Origin of the sequence: Micromonospora haikouensis, from assembly GCF_000876225.1 — a bacterium.
Taxonomy (GTDB): domain Bacteria; phylum Actinomycetota; class Actinomycetes; order Mycobacteriales; family Micromonosporaceae; genus Micromonospora; species Micromonospora haikouensis.
This window is the reverse complement of record NZ_JXSX01000001.1, coordinates 3223906-3238917: the sequence shown is the minus strand read 5'-3', so window position 1 is coordinate 3238917 and position 15012 is coordinate 3223906. Positions and strand designations below refer to the sequence as shown.

At 75.7% G+C, this 15012-nt stretch carries 12 protein-coding genes; 9 read left to right on the top strand and 3 right to left on the bottom strand.

What is annotated here, in order from left to right:
- Window positions 1-87: 87 nt before the first annotated feature.
- Window positions 88-1152, top strand: a complete 1065-nt coding sequence (locus TK50_RS13355; RefSeq protein WP_052503732.1) for a hypothetical protein — start codon at window positions 88-90, stop codon at window positions 1150-1152.
- A 6-nt stretch (window positions 1153-1158) separates the two neighbouring features.
- Window positions 1159-1935 carry a type VII secretion system-associated protein gene (locus TK50_RS13350; RefSeq protein ID WP_063838569.1) on the top strand — a complete coding sequence of 259 codons (777 nt, stop codon included), beginning with the start codon at window positions 1159-1161 and terminating at the stop codon, window positions 1933-1935.
- Here TK50_RS13350 and TK50_RS13345 read toward each other — a convergent pair.
- Window positions 1824-2789, bottom strand: a complete 966-nt coding sequence (locus tag TK50_RS13345) for a GlcNAc-transferase family protein (protein ID WP_063838568.1) — start codon at window positions 2787-2789, stop codon at window positions 1824-1826. The two genes, TK50_RS13350 and TK50_RS13345, sit on opposite strands and share 112 nt — an antisense overlap.
- A gap of 30 nt (window positions 2790-2819) precedes the next feature.
- The gene (locus TK50_RS13340) at window positions 2820-3734 is read right to left on the bottom strand and encodes an AfsR/SARP family transcriptional regulator (protein ID WP_241773985.1); all 915 of its coding nucleotides are present in this window, start codon (window positions 3732-3734) and stop codon (window positions 2820-2822) included.
- A gap of 303 nt (window positions 3735-4037) precedes the next feature.
- On the opposite strand from TK50_RS13340, the gene TK50_RS13335 reads away from it, so the two are divergent.
- The 7 genes from TK50_RS13335 to TK50_RS13305 all read left to right on the top strand — a co-directional run bounded on the left by TK50_RS13335 (window position 4038) and on the right by TK50_RS13305 (window position 13772).
- Entirely contained in the window at window positions 4038-4901 is an 864-nt protein-coding gene (locus tag TK50_RS13335) for a hypothetical protein (protein ID WP_144420229.1), read from the top strand.
- On the top strand, window positions 4879-6105 hold the full coding sequence (locus TK50_RS32190) for a sensor histidine kinase (protein ID WP_052503730.1): 1227 nt from the start codon (window positions 4879-4881) through the stop codon (window positions 6103-6105). Before TK50_RS13335 ends, TK50_RS32190 begins: the two co-directional genes overlap by 23 nt.
- A complete protein-coding gene (locus TK50_RS13325; protein ID WP_043963038.1) occupies window positions 6102-6764 on the top strand; it encodes a LuxR C-terminal-related transcriptional regulator in 663 nt (220 codons plus the stop codon). The genes TK50_RS32190 and TK50_RS13325 overlap by 4 nt, the downstream gene beginning before the upstream one ends.
- Window positions 6765-6989: 225 nt before the next feature.
- Window positions 6990-9470, top strand: a complete 2481-nt coding sequence (locus tag TK50_RS13320) for a hypothetical protein (protein WP_043963036.1) — start codon at window positions 6990-6992, stop codon at window positions 9468-9470.
- Window positions 9467-12736, top strand: coding sequence for a right-handed parallel beta-helix repeat-containing protein (locus TK50_RS13315; RefSeq protein ID WP_043963035.1), 3270 nt, complete (start codon window positions 9467-9469; stop codon window positions 12734-12736). The genes TK50_RS13320 and TK50_RS13315 overlap by 4 nt, the downstream gene beginning before the upstream one ends.
- An 11-nt stretch (window positions 12737-12747) precedes the next feature.
- Window positions 12748-13068, top strand: a complete 321-nt coding sequence (locus TK50_RS13310) for a hypothetical protein (protein ID WP_229404522.1) — start codon at window positions 12748-12750, stop codon at window positions 13066-13068.
- A gap of 80 nt (window positions 13069-13148) precedes the next feature.
- A complete protein-coding gene (locus TK50_RS13305; RefSeq protein ID WP_043963034.1) occupies window positions 13149-13772 on the top strand; it encodes a helix-turn-helix transcriptional regulator in 624 nt (207 codons plus the stop codon).
- A 123-nt stretch (window positions 13773-13895) separates the two neighbouring features.
- Here the strand turns inward: TK50_RS13305 and TK50_RS13300 are convergent, their stop codons facing one another.
- A complete protein-coding gene (locus TK50_RS13300; protein WP_043963033.1) occupies window positions 13896-15005 on the bottom strand; it encodes an NAD(P)/FAD-dependent oxidoreductase in 1110 nt (369 codons plus the stop codon).
- Window positions 15006-15012: the final 7 nt, after the last annotated feature.

The window sequence follows — 15012 nt, the reverse complement described above, 5'->3', positions numbered from 1 at the left end:
GATGCCGGGGCAACGATGCGCGGGCACGGCTCGCGGGACGCCGCGCCGCCGTAGGTTGGGGCGCAACGACAGGACGGGAGGCAGGCGATGACCGAACCGACGACGCTCGGGCGTTACCACGAACTGCTGCTCAGGCTGGCCGGACGGGTGTCGGACGTGGTCGTCACGGGGGCCCGGCAACGGCTGTCCGAGGGGCGCGTCGGGGACGTGGCCCGGGCGCTGCGCGCCGCGGTCGGGTCGGGCCGGCTGACCGTCGACGCCGCCGAGGCGGCGCTGCTGGCCGCCGCCCTGCCGGACGTCGACGATCCCGCCCCGCCGAACGCCGGGCGGGCGGCTGCCCTGCCGGCGTACGCCTTCGCGCCGCTGCTGCCCGGGGCTTCCGCCACGATGGTGCCGGTGGTGCTGGACCTCACGTCGACCGTGGCCGCCGACAGCGGTCCGGACGCGGCGGCCGTCGCCGTGGCGGCCACCGCGCCGGGGGCCGTCGGCCTGTGGCGGGCGTGGCGGGCGCCCAACGCCACGAACCCGGGCCGGCCGGTGCCGGTCTACCTGCTGGAGACCACGGCCGATCCCGAGGAGCAGCCCGGCATCGCCGCCGCCGTGCAGGGCGCGCTGTGGGCCGCCGGGGTCGAACACCCGCAGGTCGAGGTGTACGGTCCGGCGACCGCGCTGCCGCCGTACCAGCGGCTCGCGCGCGGCCGTTCCGCGCTGCTGTGGGCCGCGCGGCCCGCCGGCCCGGTCACGATCGCCCGGGTCTTCGACCGGGTCGACCCGGTCGCCGGGCCGCGCTTCGACCCCGGCCACGAGGTGCTGCCGGTCGGCCCGGAGCGGGACCGCGTCCTGTCCTACCTGCGCGCCGGGCACGTGCTGATGGCGACGACCGCCGGCGCACCCGACGTCGTCGAGCCGCGGCGCGGCGACGTGGTGCCGATGAGCTACCGCACCGACGGGGCCTGGATCTGGACCGACACCGTGGCGTACTACCTGGAGAACCACGGGCTGAGCCCCGACGTCGAGCTGATGGCGCACCTACGGTCGGCCGGTGACCGTCCCGTCGTCGACTCGGTGGCCGCGCACCGCGCGATGGTGGCGCTGACCGCTCCCGTCGAGCAGCCGCCCGCCTGGACCGTCGCCGCGGCTCCGGCCCGGTGAGGTCCGGTGCCCCCGACCCGAGAGGCCGCCGAGATGCAGCCTGAGCTGCCGCACGACGCCGCGCACTACTTCCTCCTGATGGACCCGGCCTGGGAGCCGGAGCCGGGCGAGGAGGTGCCGCCGCTGGAGGTGGTCGTCGGCGGGTGGCCGGTGACCGACGGCGGCGACATCGGGGCGTTCCGGGCGAACCCCGGTTACGTGCCGAGCGACGAGAACGCCCCGACGGATCCGCTGGACGCCGTGCTGCGGCTCGTCATGTCCCACCGGGCCGACGCGGAACAGTTGCAGCTCGTCCTCCGCGACTCTGTCCTCGACATCGGCATGGACGGCGACGGGCGGCCCCTGGTCGCCCGGTCCCCCGACGGCGTGCCCTGCGTGGTGGTGGCCACCGGGCCCGCGCACCGGGCCCGCAGCGCGCCGCCGGCGTGGCGGCGCGGGGACCTCGACGACCTGGTGACCCTGCTGGTCGACGGCGTCGACGTGCTGGTCAACCCGGGTGGCCCGGCCGCCACCCGGCTGACCGGCGAGTTCGTCCGCGAGACGGTGCTGATGACCGACGCGGAGGTGAGCGCCGCTGCCGGGCGCTGCCTGCGCGCCGACGACCGCGTCGCCGTCGTCCGGTGGGACACTCCCCCGGCCGACGGCGACGCGGCCCGCCCCGGCGGCGGCGCTCAACCGGCCGCGCCGACGCCCACCGGGGCCCCGGACGACGGCTCCACGCCCGAGCGGCACTCCGGCGAGCTGGTGCCCGACCGGAACCCGATCCCCGCGTACCGTTCGTAGTCGGCGACCGTGCGCGCCGGGCCGCACCCCCACGGGCCCGGCGTCGGGTTGCGCAGCATCGTCACGACCCGGCGGCGGCTCGCCCGGTCCCGCGCCCACCAGGGCTTTCCCGCCCCGGGCTCGGTGTGGTCGGTCCAGTGCTTCGCGCCCTCCTCGCGGAGGTAGTAGTGCCAGGCCAGCGGGTCCGGCAGGTGGAACAGGTCGTAACCCCAGGTGTACGCGCGGACGGTCAGGCTGATCTCCTCGCCCATGAAGTAGACCCGTGGGTCGTACGGGACCTCGGTGACGAACGACCCGGGCGCGAAGAGGAAGTGCGCCGAGACGAACCGCGCCCGGGGCGGGGCGGCGAGCTTCTGCCAGCCGTCGATGGCCCGCTGGCCGAACAGCGGGATGCCGTCGTCGGTGAAGCTCTCGCACACCATCACGGTCGGCTCGCCCGTGCCGTCGCAGTCGGTGCCCGGCTCGTAGGCCGGCAGGTACGACGTGACGATCGGCTTCGCCGCACCGGTGGCCGCCGCGTGCCGCAGCACCCTGCTGTCCCAGCCCGGCGCGAACCGGGTGTGACTGTCGATCTGGAGGAAGTGGTCCTCGCCGTCGTAGAGCCGCATGACCTCGGCGCGGGCCCAGCAGGCGCCCCGGCTCTCGGCCGCGTCGAACTCTACGATCCTGATCCGCGCGTCGCCGCGCAGCGCGGAGATGTCCTCTCCGTCGGCGTGCTGCCAGTTGACCCCGATGCGGAGGCTCTCGGGCCGGTCGGCCTTGGCCAGGCAGTCCTGGACCGTGGCGACGAGCTCCGGGTCGCGGTACGAGGCCACGGACACGAAGATCGTCCTGTTGGTGGCCGGTTCGGTCATTCCTGCTCCCTGGTTGGTCTGGCTTCCCGGTCAGGCCGTGCGCGCCGGGGCGGGGTCGTGCCGGAACGGGACCGGGTGGTCGCGGCCGTGGCCGCGCGCCGCCGACGCCGGGGCGGCCTCGGCCCGGGCCGGGGGACGCCCGCCCGCCGCCAGCACCCGGCGGTACGCGGCGCGCAGGGCCGGACCGGGCTCGACGCCGAGTTCCTCCCGCAGGGTGCGCCGCAGCCGTCGGAACACCACGAGGGCGTCGGCGTGGCGGCCGGCCCGGTGCAGCGCCCGGATCAGCAGCTCGTGGACGGGTTCGTGCAGGCAGTTGGCGCGGGCCAGGCCCGCCAGCTCGGCCACCAGCCCGTCGTCGCGGCCACGGTCGAGCAGCAGCCGGGCCCACTGCTCGGCGGCGGCCAGCCGCAGCTCGGTCAACCGCTCCCGCTCCCACTCCAGGTGCGGCGCGCGGAGCCCGGCGTAGGGGTCGCCGTGCCACAACCGCAGCGCGTCGCCCAGCCGCCCGATGGCGCCCTCGGCGTCCCCGGCGGCCACCTTCGCCGCCGCCTCGGCCCGCCAGCGCTCGAAGACCGCCGCGTCCAGCGCGTCGCCGGGCAGCCGCAGCACGTAGCCGTGCGGCGTGGAGGTGAGCAGGTCGCCGGCCGGGGGGCGGGCCGGGTCCGGCTGGAGCCGGCGGCGCAGCCCGCAGACGTACGTGTAGACGCTGCCGACCGCCGTGGCCGGCGGGGAGGCGCCCCACACCGCCTCGACCAGCTCGTCCCGGCCGACCGCCCGGCCTGCCCGGGCGGCGAGCACCGCGAACACGGCCCGCTGCCGCGCCGGGCCGAGGTCGATCTCACTGCCGTGCACCCAGGCGCGGAGCCGGCCCAGGACCGACACCCGCAGGCGCACCGCGGCCGCTCCGCCGACGGCGACCCGTTCCATCTGTTCTGTCCCCACCATTGCTGACCGCCTTTGCGCAGCTTCGACGAACCGTCTTCCCGGCCGCCGCCGGGTGGACGCCGGAAAACATAGGTCAGCGGTTTACGGCGACGATGGGTCCAAGTGCCCACCGCGGTCGTTGTGGGGGGCCCAATTCGCGGGCCCCGCCGTCGTTTCGCAATGGCGGCGCCGGATCGCCGGACGACAGTTTCCGGCGAGATCGCGCTGTTCGCATCCATGCTGGACACCGGACGGAAACACCGCGTCAATCTGCTCAGGCTCAACTTGCTCCGCTTCCGCCGCGGCCGGTATCGTGCCCGAATCATGGGGACGGGGGACGATGTGGGCGGGAAGGATTCGTCCACAGAGGACACCGCCGGGTCCGACCGGCACATTCTCCCCCGGGGCGAGGCCCAGCGTCGCGTCCAGCTCGGCGCGCTTCTCGTCGGCGTCGCCGTGGCGACGATCGCCCTGCCGTCTCTGATCATGGGGCCCGGCGACGACGACCCGCCGGCGACGAGCCCACCGGCGATGGCGGTGTCGGTTCCGGCGAGCACGCCCGTCGGCCCACCGGCCTCGTCCGGCTCGCCGACCCCGGTGCCGTCGTCGGCTGCCGCGTCGCCGAGGTCCGGCGCGGCCACGCCCTCCGGCGGCTCCGCGTCGCGTCCCGCTTCCGGGTCGACCGCGTCGGGCACGACGCCTCGCTGCGCCGCCGAACCCGAGGGGAACGACGTCACCCTCACCGCGGCGGTTTCCTGCGGCGTCTACAACGCTGGCTTCGGCAACGGCTGGCGGGCAACCGGCGACGGGCTGAAGCTCCTGCCCGGCTGGAAGGTCCCGGACACCGGCGAGGTCGGCCTGCGGGTGGAGCGCACCCGGCCGGGGCTGCCGCAGACCGAGATGGCGCTGATCGCGGCCCGGCCCGTCCGCATCGACGGTGACGACGTGCTGCGGTTCCGGGTGTGGGGCGGCCGGGACTACGGCACCGTCCTGCGGGTCTCCGTCTCCCCCGCCGGGCGCGGCATGGTCACCGTCAGCGCCGGCGCGGACCGGTGGACCAACTACTCGGTCCGGCTGGGTCAGCTGACCGGCGCCGCCTCGCTGACCCGCATCGACCTGGTGGTGGCCGCCGACGAGGTCCCACAAGTCAACCGGTTCTACCTCGATGACATCGCCATCGTCGGCTGACCGGATCCACTCGGCCACCCAGGTCGAGCGGCTGGCGGCGGTGGCGGCGCTGTGCCGCGCCGTCCTGCTCGGGCGGGCGGTCGTCACGGTCACCGCCTCGGCCGCCGGCCTGCTCATCGTCGAGCGCCCGGACCGGCTGCTGATGGTGATCGGCCTCGTCGTGCTGTCGACCGCCGTCGAGGTGACCGTGCTCTCCCGGCACCCCCACTGCGTGCGGTTCGTCGGCTCCGCCCTCACCATCGACGCGCTGCTGCTCGGCGCGGTGCTCGCCCTCCAGGCCGGCGGCGCGGCGTTCTTCCTGTTCGCCGCCGGCGGCGCCGCCCTGGCCGGGGTGCTGCTGGGCACCCGCGCCTGGCCGCTGTGGGCGGTGGACGCGCTCCTCGGGTTCATCGCCGCGGCGCGGATCCTGCGCGCCGACGACGTGCCGTCGGAGGTGTCCGCGTTCGTGGTGGCGTTCCCGATGGCGACCGTCGTGACGGGGATCGTCGCCGCGTGGGTGACGCAGGCGACCGTGCGGCACGTGGACATGCTGGTCGACATCATCGGGGTCGCGCAGCGGTCGGCGGCGGCCTCCGAGCGGGCTCGGCTGGCCCGGGAGCTGCACGACTCGGTGGCGAAGACGTTGCGGGGGGTCTCCTTCGCCGCCCTGGCCCTGCCGGCGTCGCTGCGCAGCGGCCCGGAGCTGGCCGAACAGCTCGCCAACGTCGTCGCGGCCGGCGCCGACGCCGCCGCCGGCGAGGCGCGCGACCTGATCGAGGGCCTCCGCCTCGACGACGCCGACCAGGACTTCGCCGCCAGCCTCGACCGGATCTGCCGGGAGTGGTCGGCGGCCACGGGGACGCCAGTGCGGCTGACCGCCGAGGACGTCGACCCGACGGCGGCCGTACGCTACGAACTGAGCCGGATCCTGCGGGAGGCGCTGCACAACGTCGAGCGGCACGCCGAGGCCGGCCGGGTGACGGTCGGCCTCGCGCACACCGGCACGGTGCTCCGGCTGACCATCGAGGACGACGGGAAGGGCTTCGACGTGCCGGCCGACCTCACCGAGCTGCGCGCCAGGGGCCACTACGGCCTGCTGGGGATCGCGGAGCGGGCCCGCACGGTCGGCGGCACGGCCACGGTGCGCTCCAGCCCGGGGCGCGGCCTGACGGTCGAGGTCGGCGTGCCGCGACCCGCGCCGGTCGCCGCGCACCGACCGGCATGATCGACCTCGTCGTCGTGGACGACAACCCGATCGTCCGGGCGGCCGTGCGGGGCTTCCTCGCCGCGGCGTCCGACGTGCGGATCGTCGGCGAGGCGTCGGACGGCCGGGAGGCGCTGCGGCTGGTGACCAGCCTGCGCCCGCACGTGACGCTGCTCGACTACCGCATGCCGGTCGCCGACGGGCTTTCGGTCGTCGGCGACCTGAGCGCGCACACCAGGATCCTGGCGTTGACCAGCGACACCGACCCCGGGACGGTCTCCGGGATGCTGCGCGGCGGGGCCGGCGGCTATCTGGTCTGGGGCCAGTTCCGGCCGGACGACCTGCTCGACGCCGTCCGGGAGGTCGCCGCCGGGGGAAGCTGGCTGTCGCCCACCGCGGCCTCCGTCGCGGTCACCGCGCTGCGCCGGCACGAGCCCCCGCCGGACGACACCCGGGACCGCGACCTGGCCCGGCGGTCGGCGCTGCGCAGGTACGGACTGTCCCGGCGCGAACAGGAGGTGCTCGACCTGCTGGGCACCGGCCTCACCAACGCCGCCATCGGCCGCCGGCTGGGGCTCACCGAGAAGACCGTGAAGAACCACCTCAACCACGTCTTCGCGAAGCTCGGCGTCCAGAACCGCACCGAGGCCGTCCTGCTCTGGCTGAACCACGACCACTGATCCACCCCGTCGCCCCCGCCGGTCTGATTCTGCACCGCCCCGAGGCCCGCACTCGTCCAGCCTGGCGCTCGCGTGCAGTCATGTTGCGCGCTCGTACCTCCCCGCCGCCGGGGCGCAGACCCGGCCGGGCCCCCGCTTGTACGGTCCGGTTGCCGCATGGCCCGCAGCGGGCGAGCCGCGCGGGTCGTGCGCCCGTCACCCGACCTCGACGGAAGGTGGAACGCCGTGGTATCCCTGCTCCGAGGCCGCTTCCGTGGTGACCGGGACCCCGGAGGCATCGTCCGGCACACCGTGGGCAACGCCGTGGTGCTGCACGCCGAGGGCGTGATCAGCCCGGAGGCCCAGTCGCTGGCGCTCTCCGTGGCCGAGGACCACGAGAACGACGTGGTCGTGCTGGACCTCGCCGACGGGATGCCGATCACGTCGTGGGAGTCGATGGCCGGGGCGCTGCCCCGCCGCCGCCGGGGCATCCGCCTGATGACCTGCGGTCGCCAGCACGGGCCGGCGGCGATGGCCGGGCAGTGGCTGTCCGAGCGGCTCAACCGCACGGTCGTCGCCCCCGACGGCACCCTCGTCCGGGGGGCGGCCGGATCGCTGTTCGTCCACTCCGCCTCCGACAGCGGCTGGATCCGGTTCCGGCCCGGCCGGGCACCGGAATGGGACTCGAAGCGCTATCCGGCGCCGTCCTGGGACGCCGCCGCCGTGCGGCGTCGCGCGTCCAGCTCGACGGGGGAGATCGAGCCGCTGCCGGGCGGCGTGTGGATCCACGACACCGGCGAGCCGGAGCTGATCGAGCGGCACCGCGACCGGCTGGTGAGCGGCGTGCCGTGCCACCACGAGACGATGACCGTGCTCCTCGGCTGCCCCGGCACCGCGCCGCTGTCGCTCGACGACGTGATGCGGTTCTGGCGCGATCTCGACGCGGACAGCCGCACCCGGGCCCGCTTCGTCCAGTACGGCACCGTCGACCTGCCCGACGGCGAGGCCCTCGGCCAGCGGCTCGCCGACCTCTTCCAGTCCACGGTGGTCTGCTACACCGGGGTGCCGATCGGCACCCCGGACCAGACCGAGTTCCGCACCGTACGCGCCGACGCGTCGCTGGGCTGGCCCGTCTTCGCCAGCGAGCTCGGATACGCGCCCCGGTCCCGCCCCCGGTCGGCGGCCCGGTGTCCCGTGGTGCTCAGCCACCGTGGCCCGCTGCGCTGGAGCGACGAGGTGGAGCCGCGCGTCTACTGGTACGCCGCGGACGCCGTGATCGAGGTCGTGCAGGCCGGGCTGTGGATCCGGCCGCCGCAGGTGCCCCCGAACGCCGAGCGGGTGCGCGCCGCGTTCGTCGACCCGGAGCACAGCACCCTGTTCTTCGACGACTCGGTCGAGGAGACCGCCGCCCGGATGCGGGAGCTCGCCGCGGACGTGCTGGCCCGGCTCGACGAGCGCACGGCGGCGGGCAACGTGCTGCTGCCCGCGTCGGCCCTGGCCCCGGAGCCACGGCCCGCCGGGCCGGCGCTCGGCGCGCTGAGCCCCGACGCGGATCGGCCGCCGGTCGCGGCGCTCTCGGCCGTCCCGGCGTCACCGGCCGTCGGAGTCCTGCCGCCCGCCCCCACCATCGGGACCGCCGCTGCCGTCGTGGGTGTCGCCGCCGAGGTCCTCGCCGCCGAGGTCGTCGCCGCGATCGAGCCGGTCACGGCCGTCGGGCCGGAGCCGGCCGCCGCCGTGCCGATCGCCGCCGTGCCGGAGCCGATCGCGCTGGCGGTCGGGCTGGCGCCGGTGTCGCCCGGACCGACGTCCGCCCCGCCGCCCCCCACGCCGCGCCCGCACGGCACCGCCTCCGACGCGACCGGCACCGCCCCCACGCCGCGCCCGCCCGCGCCCGCACCGGCCCCGGTCCGCCGGCAACCCGTCCCCGCTCCGGCGGCGGCTGCGCTGCTGGTCGAGGGACGACCGCTGACCGACGAGCGGGCCTGGCTGCGGCGGACGCTGAGCCGCGAGTTCGACCAGCTGGCCAGCTCGGTGGCCCGGTTGCTGTCCGAGCATCCGGGGATGCAGCGCAGCGCCGGGCACGCCGTCGACGAGGTCCTGGCCGACTGGGTGGCCGTCCGCCTCTACCTGTCCCGGCGCGGCGCGGCCATCGACGCGGGCCTGCGCAGCGGGGAGCCCGGCCCGCACGTGCCCTTCGCCCGCTGCGCGGTCGCCGGCCTGTCCCGGCTGCCGTCGCACCGGGGCGCCACCGTCTACACGACCACGGCCTCCGACGCCCAGTGGGCGCTCTACCGCCGGGGCGGGCTGGTCACCGAGTGGGGCTTCGTCAACGCCCTCACCGCGCCGTGCGCCGGTCAGGACGGCGACGTGGACGTGCTGCTGTGGTCGATGACCGCGCGCCGGACCGCCCTGCTCGAACCCGGCGGCGAGGAACGCGCCGACGACCGGGTGCTGTTCGTGCCCGGCACCAGCTTCAAGATCCTTGAGGTACGCCGCCCTGAGGGCGGCCGGCGCGGTCACGTCATGATGCGGGAGCTCGGCACCAACGAGATCGACCCCGACGGGCGGGTCGACCCCCACCGGCTGTCCCTGGACGAGCTGGCCCTGACCACGCTGCGGCGCGGGATGGACCGGTGGGCCGAGGCCGAACCCGCCACGCGGGTGGGCCCCGGGGCGGCGGGCCGGTTCGCCGCGCTGCCCGGCCTCGTCGGCGGTGCGGCGCGATGAGCGGCGAGGTGCTGGTGGTCGGCGGCGGCCGCCCGAACGCGTACCCGACCATCGGCTCCGCGCTGTCGCGGGCCCGCCCGGGCACGACCATCGCAGTGCACGCCGGGCGCTACAGCGAGAGGCTCGTTGTCGGCAACAGCGTCACGATCGCCGCCGAGGACGGCGTCGGCACCGTCGAGGTGCACGTCGAGGAGGGCAGCGTCCTGGTCGGCAACGGCACGGGGGCGCAACTGCGCGGCATCGTGCTCTCCAGCGCGGACGACCGGCTCGCCGCCGTGGACGTGCACTCCGGGCAGGTCGCGCTGGACAACTGCACGGTCCGGGGTGCCGCGTGGGTGGCGTTGCTGGCCCGGCACGAGGGCTCCATCGCGCTGCACGGCTGCACGGTCGGCAGCACGGGCGGCGCCGGCATCGTGGTCACCTCGGACCGGCTCAGCACGGTCGAGGACACGGTGGTCACCGACGTCAGCTCGTCCGGCATCGTGGTCGCCGAGAAGGGCGTGCTCACCCTGCGGCGCAGCGCCGTGCGCAGCCCCGGCGACAACGGCATCTGCGTCAACGGCGACGCCCGCTGCGTCATCGAGGAGTGCGGGATCACCGGTGCGGGCAAGCCCGCGCTGGTGGTGGAGCAGCGCGGGCACGCCCGGGTCACCGGGCTCACCGTCCGCGACAGCCGCAACGTCGACCTCTACGTGCGCGGCGAGGTGGACGTGACGATCACGGGCTCCGAGTTCACCGGCGCCGAGGTGCAGGCGGCGCACGTGGCCGACGGCGCCACGCCGCACTTCCACGACTGCCTCTTCCGCTCGGCGGGCGGGGCCGCCGTGCACGTCACCGGCGGGGCCCGCCCCCGCTTCACCGACTGCACGGTCGCCGACTCCCCCGTCGGCGTCCAGGCCGACGGCGGGAGCCGGCCACGGTTCGACGGCCTGACCGTGCACGGCACCGGCGAGCACGTCGCCAGGGTCGTCGGCGGCGCCGGCGTCGAGCTGAGCCGGCTGCGCGCGGACCGGTTCGCCGGCGCCGGCCTGCTGGTGGACGGCGCGACGGTCGAGGGCACGGACCTGCGGGTGGACGGCGGCGCGGGGGTCGCCGTCGAGGTCCGGGGCGGGGGCGTCGCGACGGTGTGCGACGCGCGGCTCTCCGGCGGCGGCGAGCACGCCGTCACGGTCGGCGGCGGGTCCACCCTGGGGCTCGAATCGGCCCGGCTGCGGGGCGCCGGACTGCTCGCCGTGGACGCGGCGACCGTCACCGTCCGCGACTGCGAGATCGTGGCGGCATCGGGCACCGCGCTGACCGCCGGGGACGGGGTGCTGCTCACGGCCGCCCGTACCCGGATCCGCGACGCCGGCGGCACCGGCGTGCTGCTGGGCCCCGGCAGCAGCGGCACCCTCACCGAGTGCGAGGTGCTGGACAGCGCCGGCGACGGGGTCGGCGTCGACACCGGCCTGCCGGTCGAGCTGACCCGTTGCACGGTGCGGGGCAGCGCCGGGGAGGACCTGCGCCGCGGCGCGGACGCCCGGGTGGCGCTGCGGGACACGGAGGACCCCGTTCGCGCGCCGGGCCACTCCCCCCGCCCGCCCGACGCGTCCCCGGCCGACGACGGGCAGCCGACCCCACCGCCCGGCGCGGAGTCGCCGGCCGGGGCGCTGGGTGAACTCGCCGGCCTGATCGGGCTCAGGGGCGTCAAGCAGGAGGTCAGCGCCCTGGTCAACCTCATCCGGATGGCGCAGGCGCGGCAGCGGATGGGCCTGCCGATGCCGCCGATGAGCCGGCACCTCGTCTTCGCCGGCCCGCCGGGCACCGGCAAGACCACGGTGGCCCGGCTCTACGGCTCGGTCCTGGCCGAGCTCGGTGTCCTGACCAAGGGACACCTGGTCGAGGCGGCCCGGGCGGACCTGGTCGGGCAGTACATCGGATCGACCGCGATCAAGACCACCGAGCTGGTCACCAGGGCGCTGGGTGGGGTCCTGTTCGTCGACGAGGCGTACACGCTCTCCGCCGGCTCGGGTGGGTCCGGGCCGGACTTCGGCCAGGAGGCCATCGACGCGCTGATGAAGATGATGGAGGACCACCGCGACGAGCTGGTCGTGATCGTGGCCGGCTACTCGGAGCTGATGGGGCGGTTCCTCGACTCCAACCCCGGCCTGGCCTCCCGGTTCACCCGGACCGTCGAGTTCCCGAACTACTCGGTCGACGAGCTGGTCACGATCACGTCGAACCTGTGCGCCAAGCACTACTACGAGCTGACCGACGACGCCCACGACGCCGTGGCCCGCTACTTCGAGCGGGTGCCGAAGGGGCCGACGTTCGGCAACGGCCGGGTCGCCCGCAAGCTGTTCGAGGCGATGATCAACAACCAGGCGTCCCGGCTGGCGGCCCTGCCGCCGGGCCGGGACGTCGCCCTGAACCGCCTGACCGCTGCCGACCTGGGGCCGGAGCTGGCCCTGCTCGACGAGCTGCCGACACCGGCCGACGCCGCGCCCGACGCGGCGGCCGACCCGGCCGGCGCGGTCGACGCGACCCACGGCTGGCGGCGGATGGGCGAGCTGGTCGGCGGCGAGGCCGTGCGCGAGGCCGCCGCGGCGACCCTGGTGGAGCTCTGCCGGCTACGCGGCCGTCAACGGTCGATCGGCAGAGCCGGCAACGTCGTCATCACCGGCCGGCGGGGCGACGGCCGCACCGAGTACGCCCGGCACTACGCTGCGGCGCTGTCCGAGCTGGGCCTGGTGTCGACCGGCCAGCTGGTCCGGGTGTCGGTGGCCGGCGAGCTCGCGCCGCAGTGGCCCGGCCAGGCCCGCCACCTGGTCCGGGCGGCAGTCCGCGACGCGCGGGGCGGGGTGCTGGTCGTCGAGCACGCCCGCGCCGAGGGCGCCGCCGAGGTGTTGGAGGCGTTGGTCGACGAGATGCGCGACAACCCGGCCGACCCGCTGGTGGTCCTGATCGGCGAGGAACCGGTGACCGACGGGGTGCCGGGGCTGGCGGACGCCTTCGGCCGGCGCTGGCGGGTGCCGCCGCACTCGGCCGCCGAGCTGGGCGAGATCGCCGTACGGCAGCTGCTGCGCCGGGGACACGAGGTGCCCGACGACGTACGCGCGGCGATCGCGGAGCTGGCCGCGCGGCTGGCCGAGCCCACCGTACGCGGTGCGCACCTGCTCGCCGCCGGCCTGGCCCGCACCGCCGCGTCGCGTACCCTCGCCGTGGCCGACCTGGTCGGCGTGAGCTGGAGCCCGCAGCCGACGGGCGGCCTGGCCGCGGTCGGCTGAGGGCGGGCCCGTTGGACGCCGAGGACTTCGCCGGGGACCTGTTCCTCGCCCTGGCCACGCAGGGCCGCCTGGAGCTGGACGCGGCGGTGGCCGACGAGGCCGTCGCCGGGCTGCGGCGCACGCTGGACGTCGTCGTGGACCGGATGCGAATCCTGCGGGTGTGGGAGGGTGGGGCCCGCCCCGCCGTGTGCGACCTGCCGCCGGGGCTCGCCCAGGCCGTGGTGGACGTCGTCTTCGCCGAGCAGCTGACGCCCGGCCGGCTGGAGCACGCCGCCCGGGAGCTACCCAAGTACATCGAGGCCCTCCGGCTCGCCCGCCGGCCGCCGCGGTGAGCCGCCCGCCGGGATCGTGAAGGGTTCGTGAAGACGCCCTGCCGACACTTGGTCGCGTGCCGAGTCACCGGGAGGTTGTTGTGGAACAGGTCAGGGTCGCCGTGCACACGACGGATCCGCTGAGCCGGGCCGGCGTCGGCGACTACCTGCGGCATCGTGCCGAGGTGACCCTGCTCGACGACGGGCGGCAGGGCGAGGCCGACGTGCTGCTCGTCGTCGCCGACCGGCTCACCACCGACGTCGTGGCGGTGCTGCGGCGCAACGCGGCCGCAACCGGCGCGCCCACCGTCCTGATCGCCAACGAGATCAGCCAGGCGGAGTTGATCACGGCGGTCGACTGCCGGGTGGTGGCGATCCAGCCCCGGGCGGCGATCACCACGGACCGGCTCGTCGACAGCCTGGTGGCGGCCCGCGACGGCGGCGGGGTGATGCCCCCGAACCTGGTCGGCGAGCTACTCAAGCACATCGAGCGGCTCCAGCGCGACGTGCTCACCCCGCACGGCCTGACCGCCTCGGGCCTGAACGCGCGGGAGATCGACGTGCTCCGGCTGATGGCCGAGGGCCTGGACACCAACGAGATCGCCAGCCGGCTCTGCTACTCCGAACGCACCGTCAAGAACGTCATCTACGGCTTCACGCACCGCCTCAAGCTGCGCAACCGCTCGCACGCCGTCGCGTACGCCCTCCGTGCCGGGATGATCTGACCGCGGGCGACCGGCGCCGGGCAGACGGGCCCGCGCAGGGCGATGCCGAACGCCGACAGCACGACGCCCGAGACGGTCTCCCGGACGTCCTCGACCGACAACCCGCCTGGTCCGGGTTCAGGGTCAGAACCGCTCGAACCGGAACGCGGCCAGGGCGTCGTCCCGGTTCTCGCCGAGCGCCTCGGCGGCGACCAGGTCGCCGGCGTGCACGCTCAGGGTCGCCCCGCTGTGTGAGACGGCGAAGTGGAAGTTGGGCAGGTCGACCACGCGGCCCAGCACCGGCAGGCCGTCACCGGGGATGGGGCGCTCGCCGACCCGCACGCTCTCCACGACCACGTCCCGCAGCCCCGGGTACAACGCGCGGCCGGCGGCGAGCACCCTGTCGACCGCCGGTTGGTCGACGCTGATCTCGCCACTGTCGTCGAGGTGCGCCGCGCCGTCGATCTCATGGGTGTGCAGCAGGAGCCGTCCGCCGCCGTCGGGGCGCAGGTGCACACCCGGTGCGTGGACGACGCGGGACACCGCGACCGCGGCCGGGGACGTGTAGACGAGCACGCCGCGGGTGTTGCGCATCGGCAGCGCCAGCCCCGCCAGGCCGGCGATCCGGTCGGTCCCCGGCCCCGCGCAGTTCACGACCGCGTCCGTGACGATCTTCCGCCCCGAGACGAGGTGCACGGACCGGACCAGGCCGTCCGCCACCTCGAGGCCGGTGACGGCGTCGTGGCGCACCAACTCCGCGCCGGCGACGACAGCGGTCGAGAGCAGGTGGCCGATCAGCCGGGTCGGCTCGATCCAGCCCTCCTGCGGGAAGTAGGCGATCCCGTCGTCGGGCAGCTCGGCGGGGTTCATGTCCGGTTCCAGGCGCAGCGCCTGCGCCCGGGTGAGCCAGCGCGCCTCGTACCCGTAGTCGAGGACGCCTTCGACCTTCCGACGCAGTTTCGCGCGCCCGGCCTCGTCGTCGGCCCATTCCAGGTTGCCGCCCTCGTGGTACCAGTCGCTCAGTGGCACCTCGGCCGCCAGCCTGCGGTGTGCCGCCATGCCCGCGACGCTCAGGTCGTGGTACGGCCGGGGCTGCTTGCCGCAGGAGTTGGTCCAGGAGAACGTCGCGCCGGAGGTGCCGCCGGCCGGCACCGCCGCGTCGACGACGGTGACGTGGGCACCGCGCCGGGTCAGCGCGGCGGTCACCGCCGCGCCATAGACGCCGGCGCCGATGACGACTACGTGCTCAGCCATGATGATC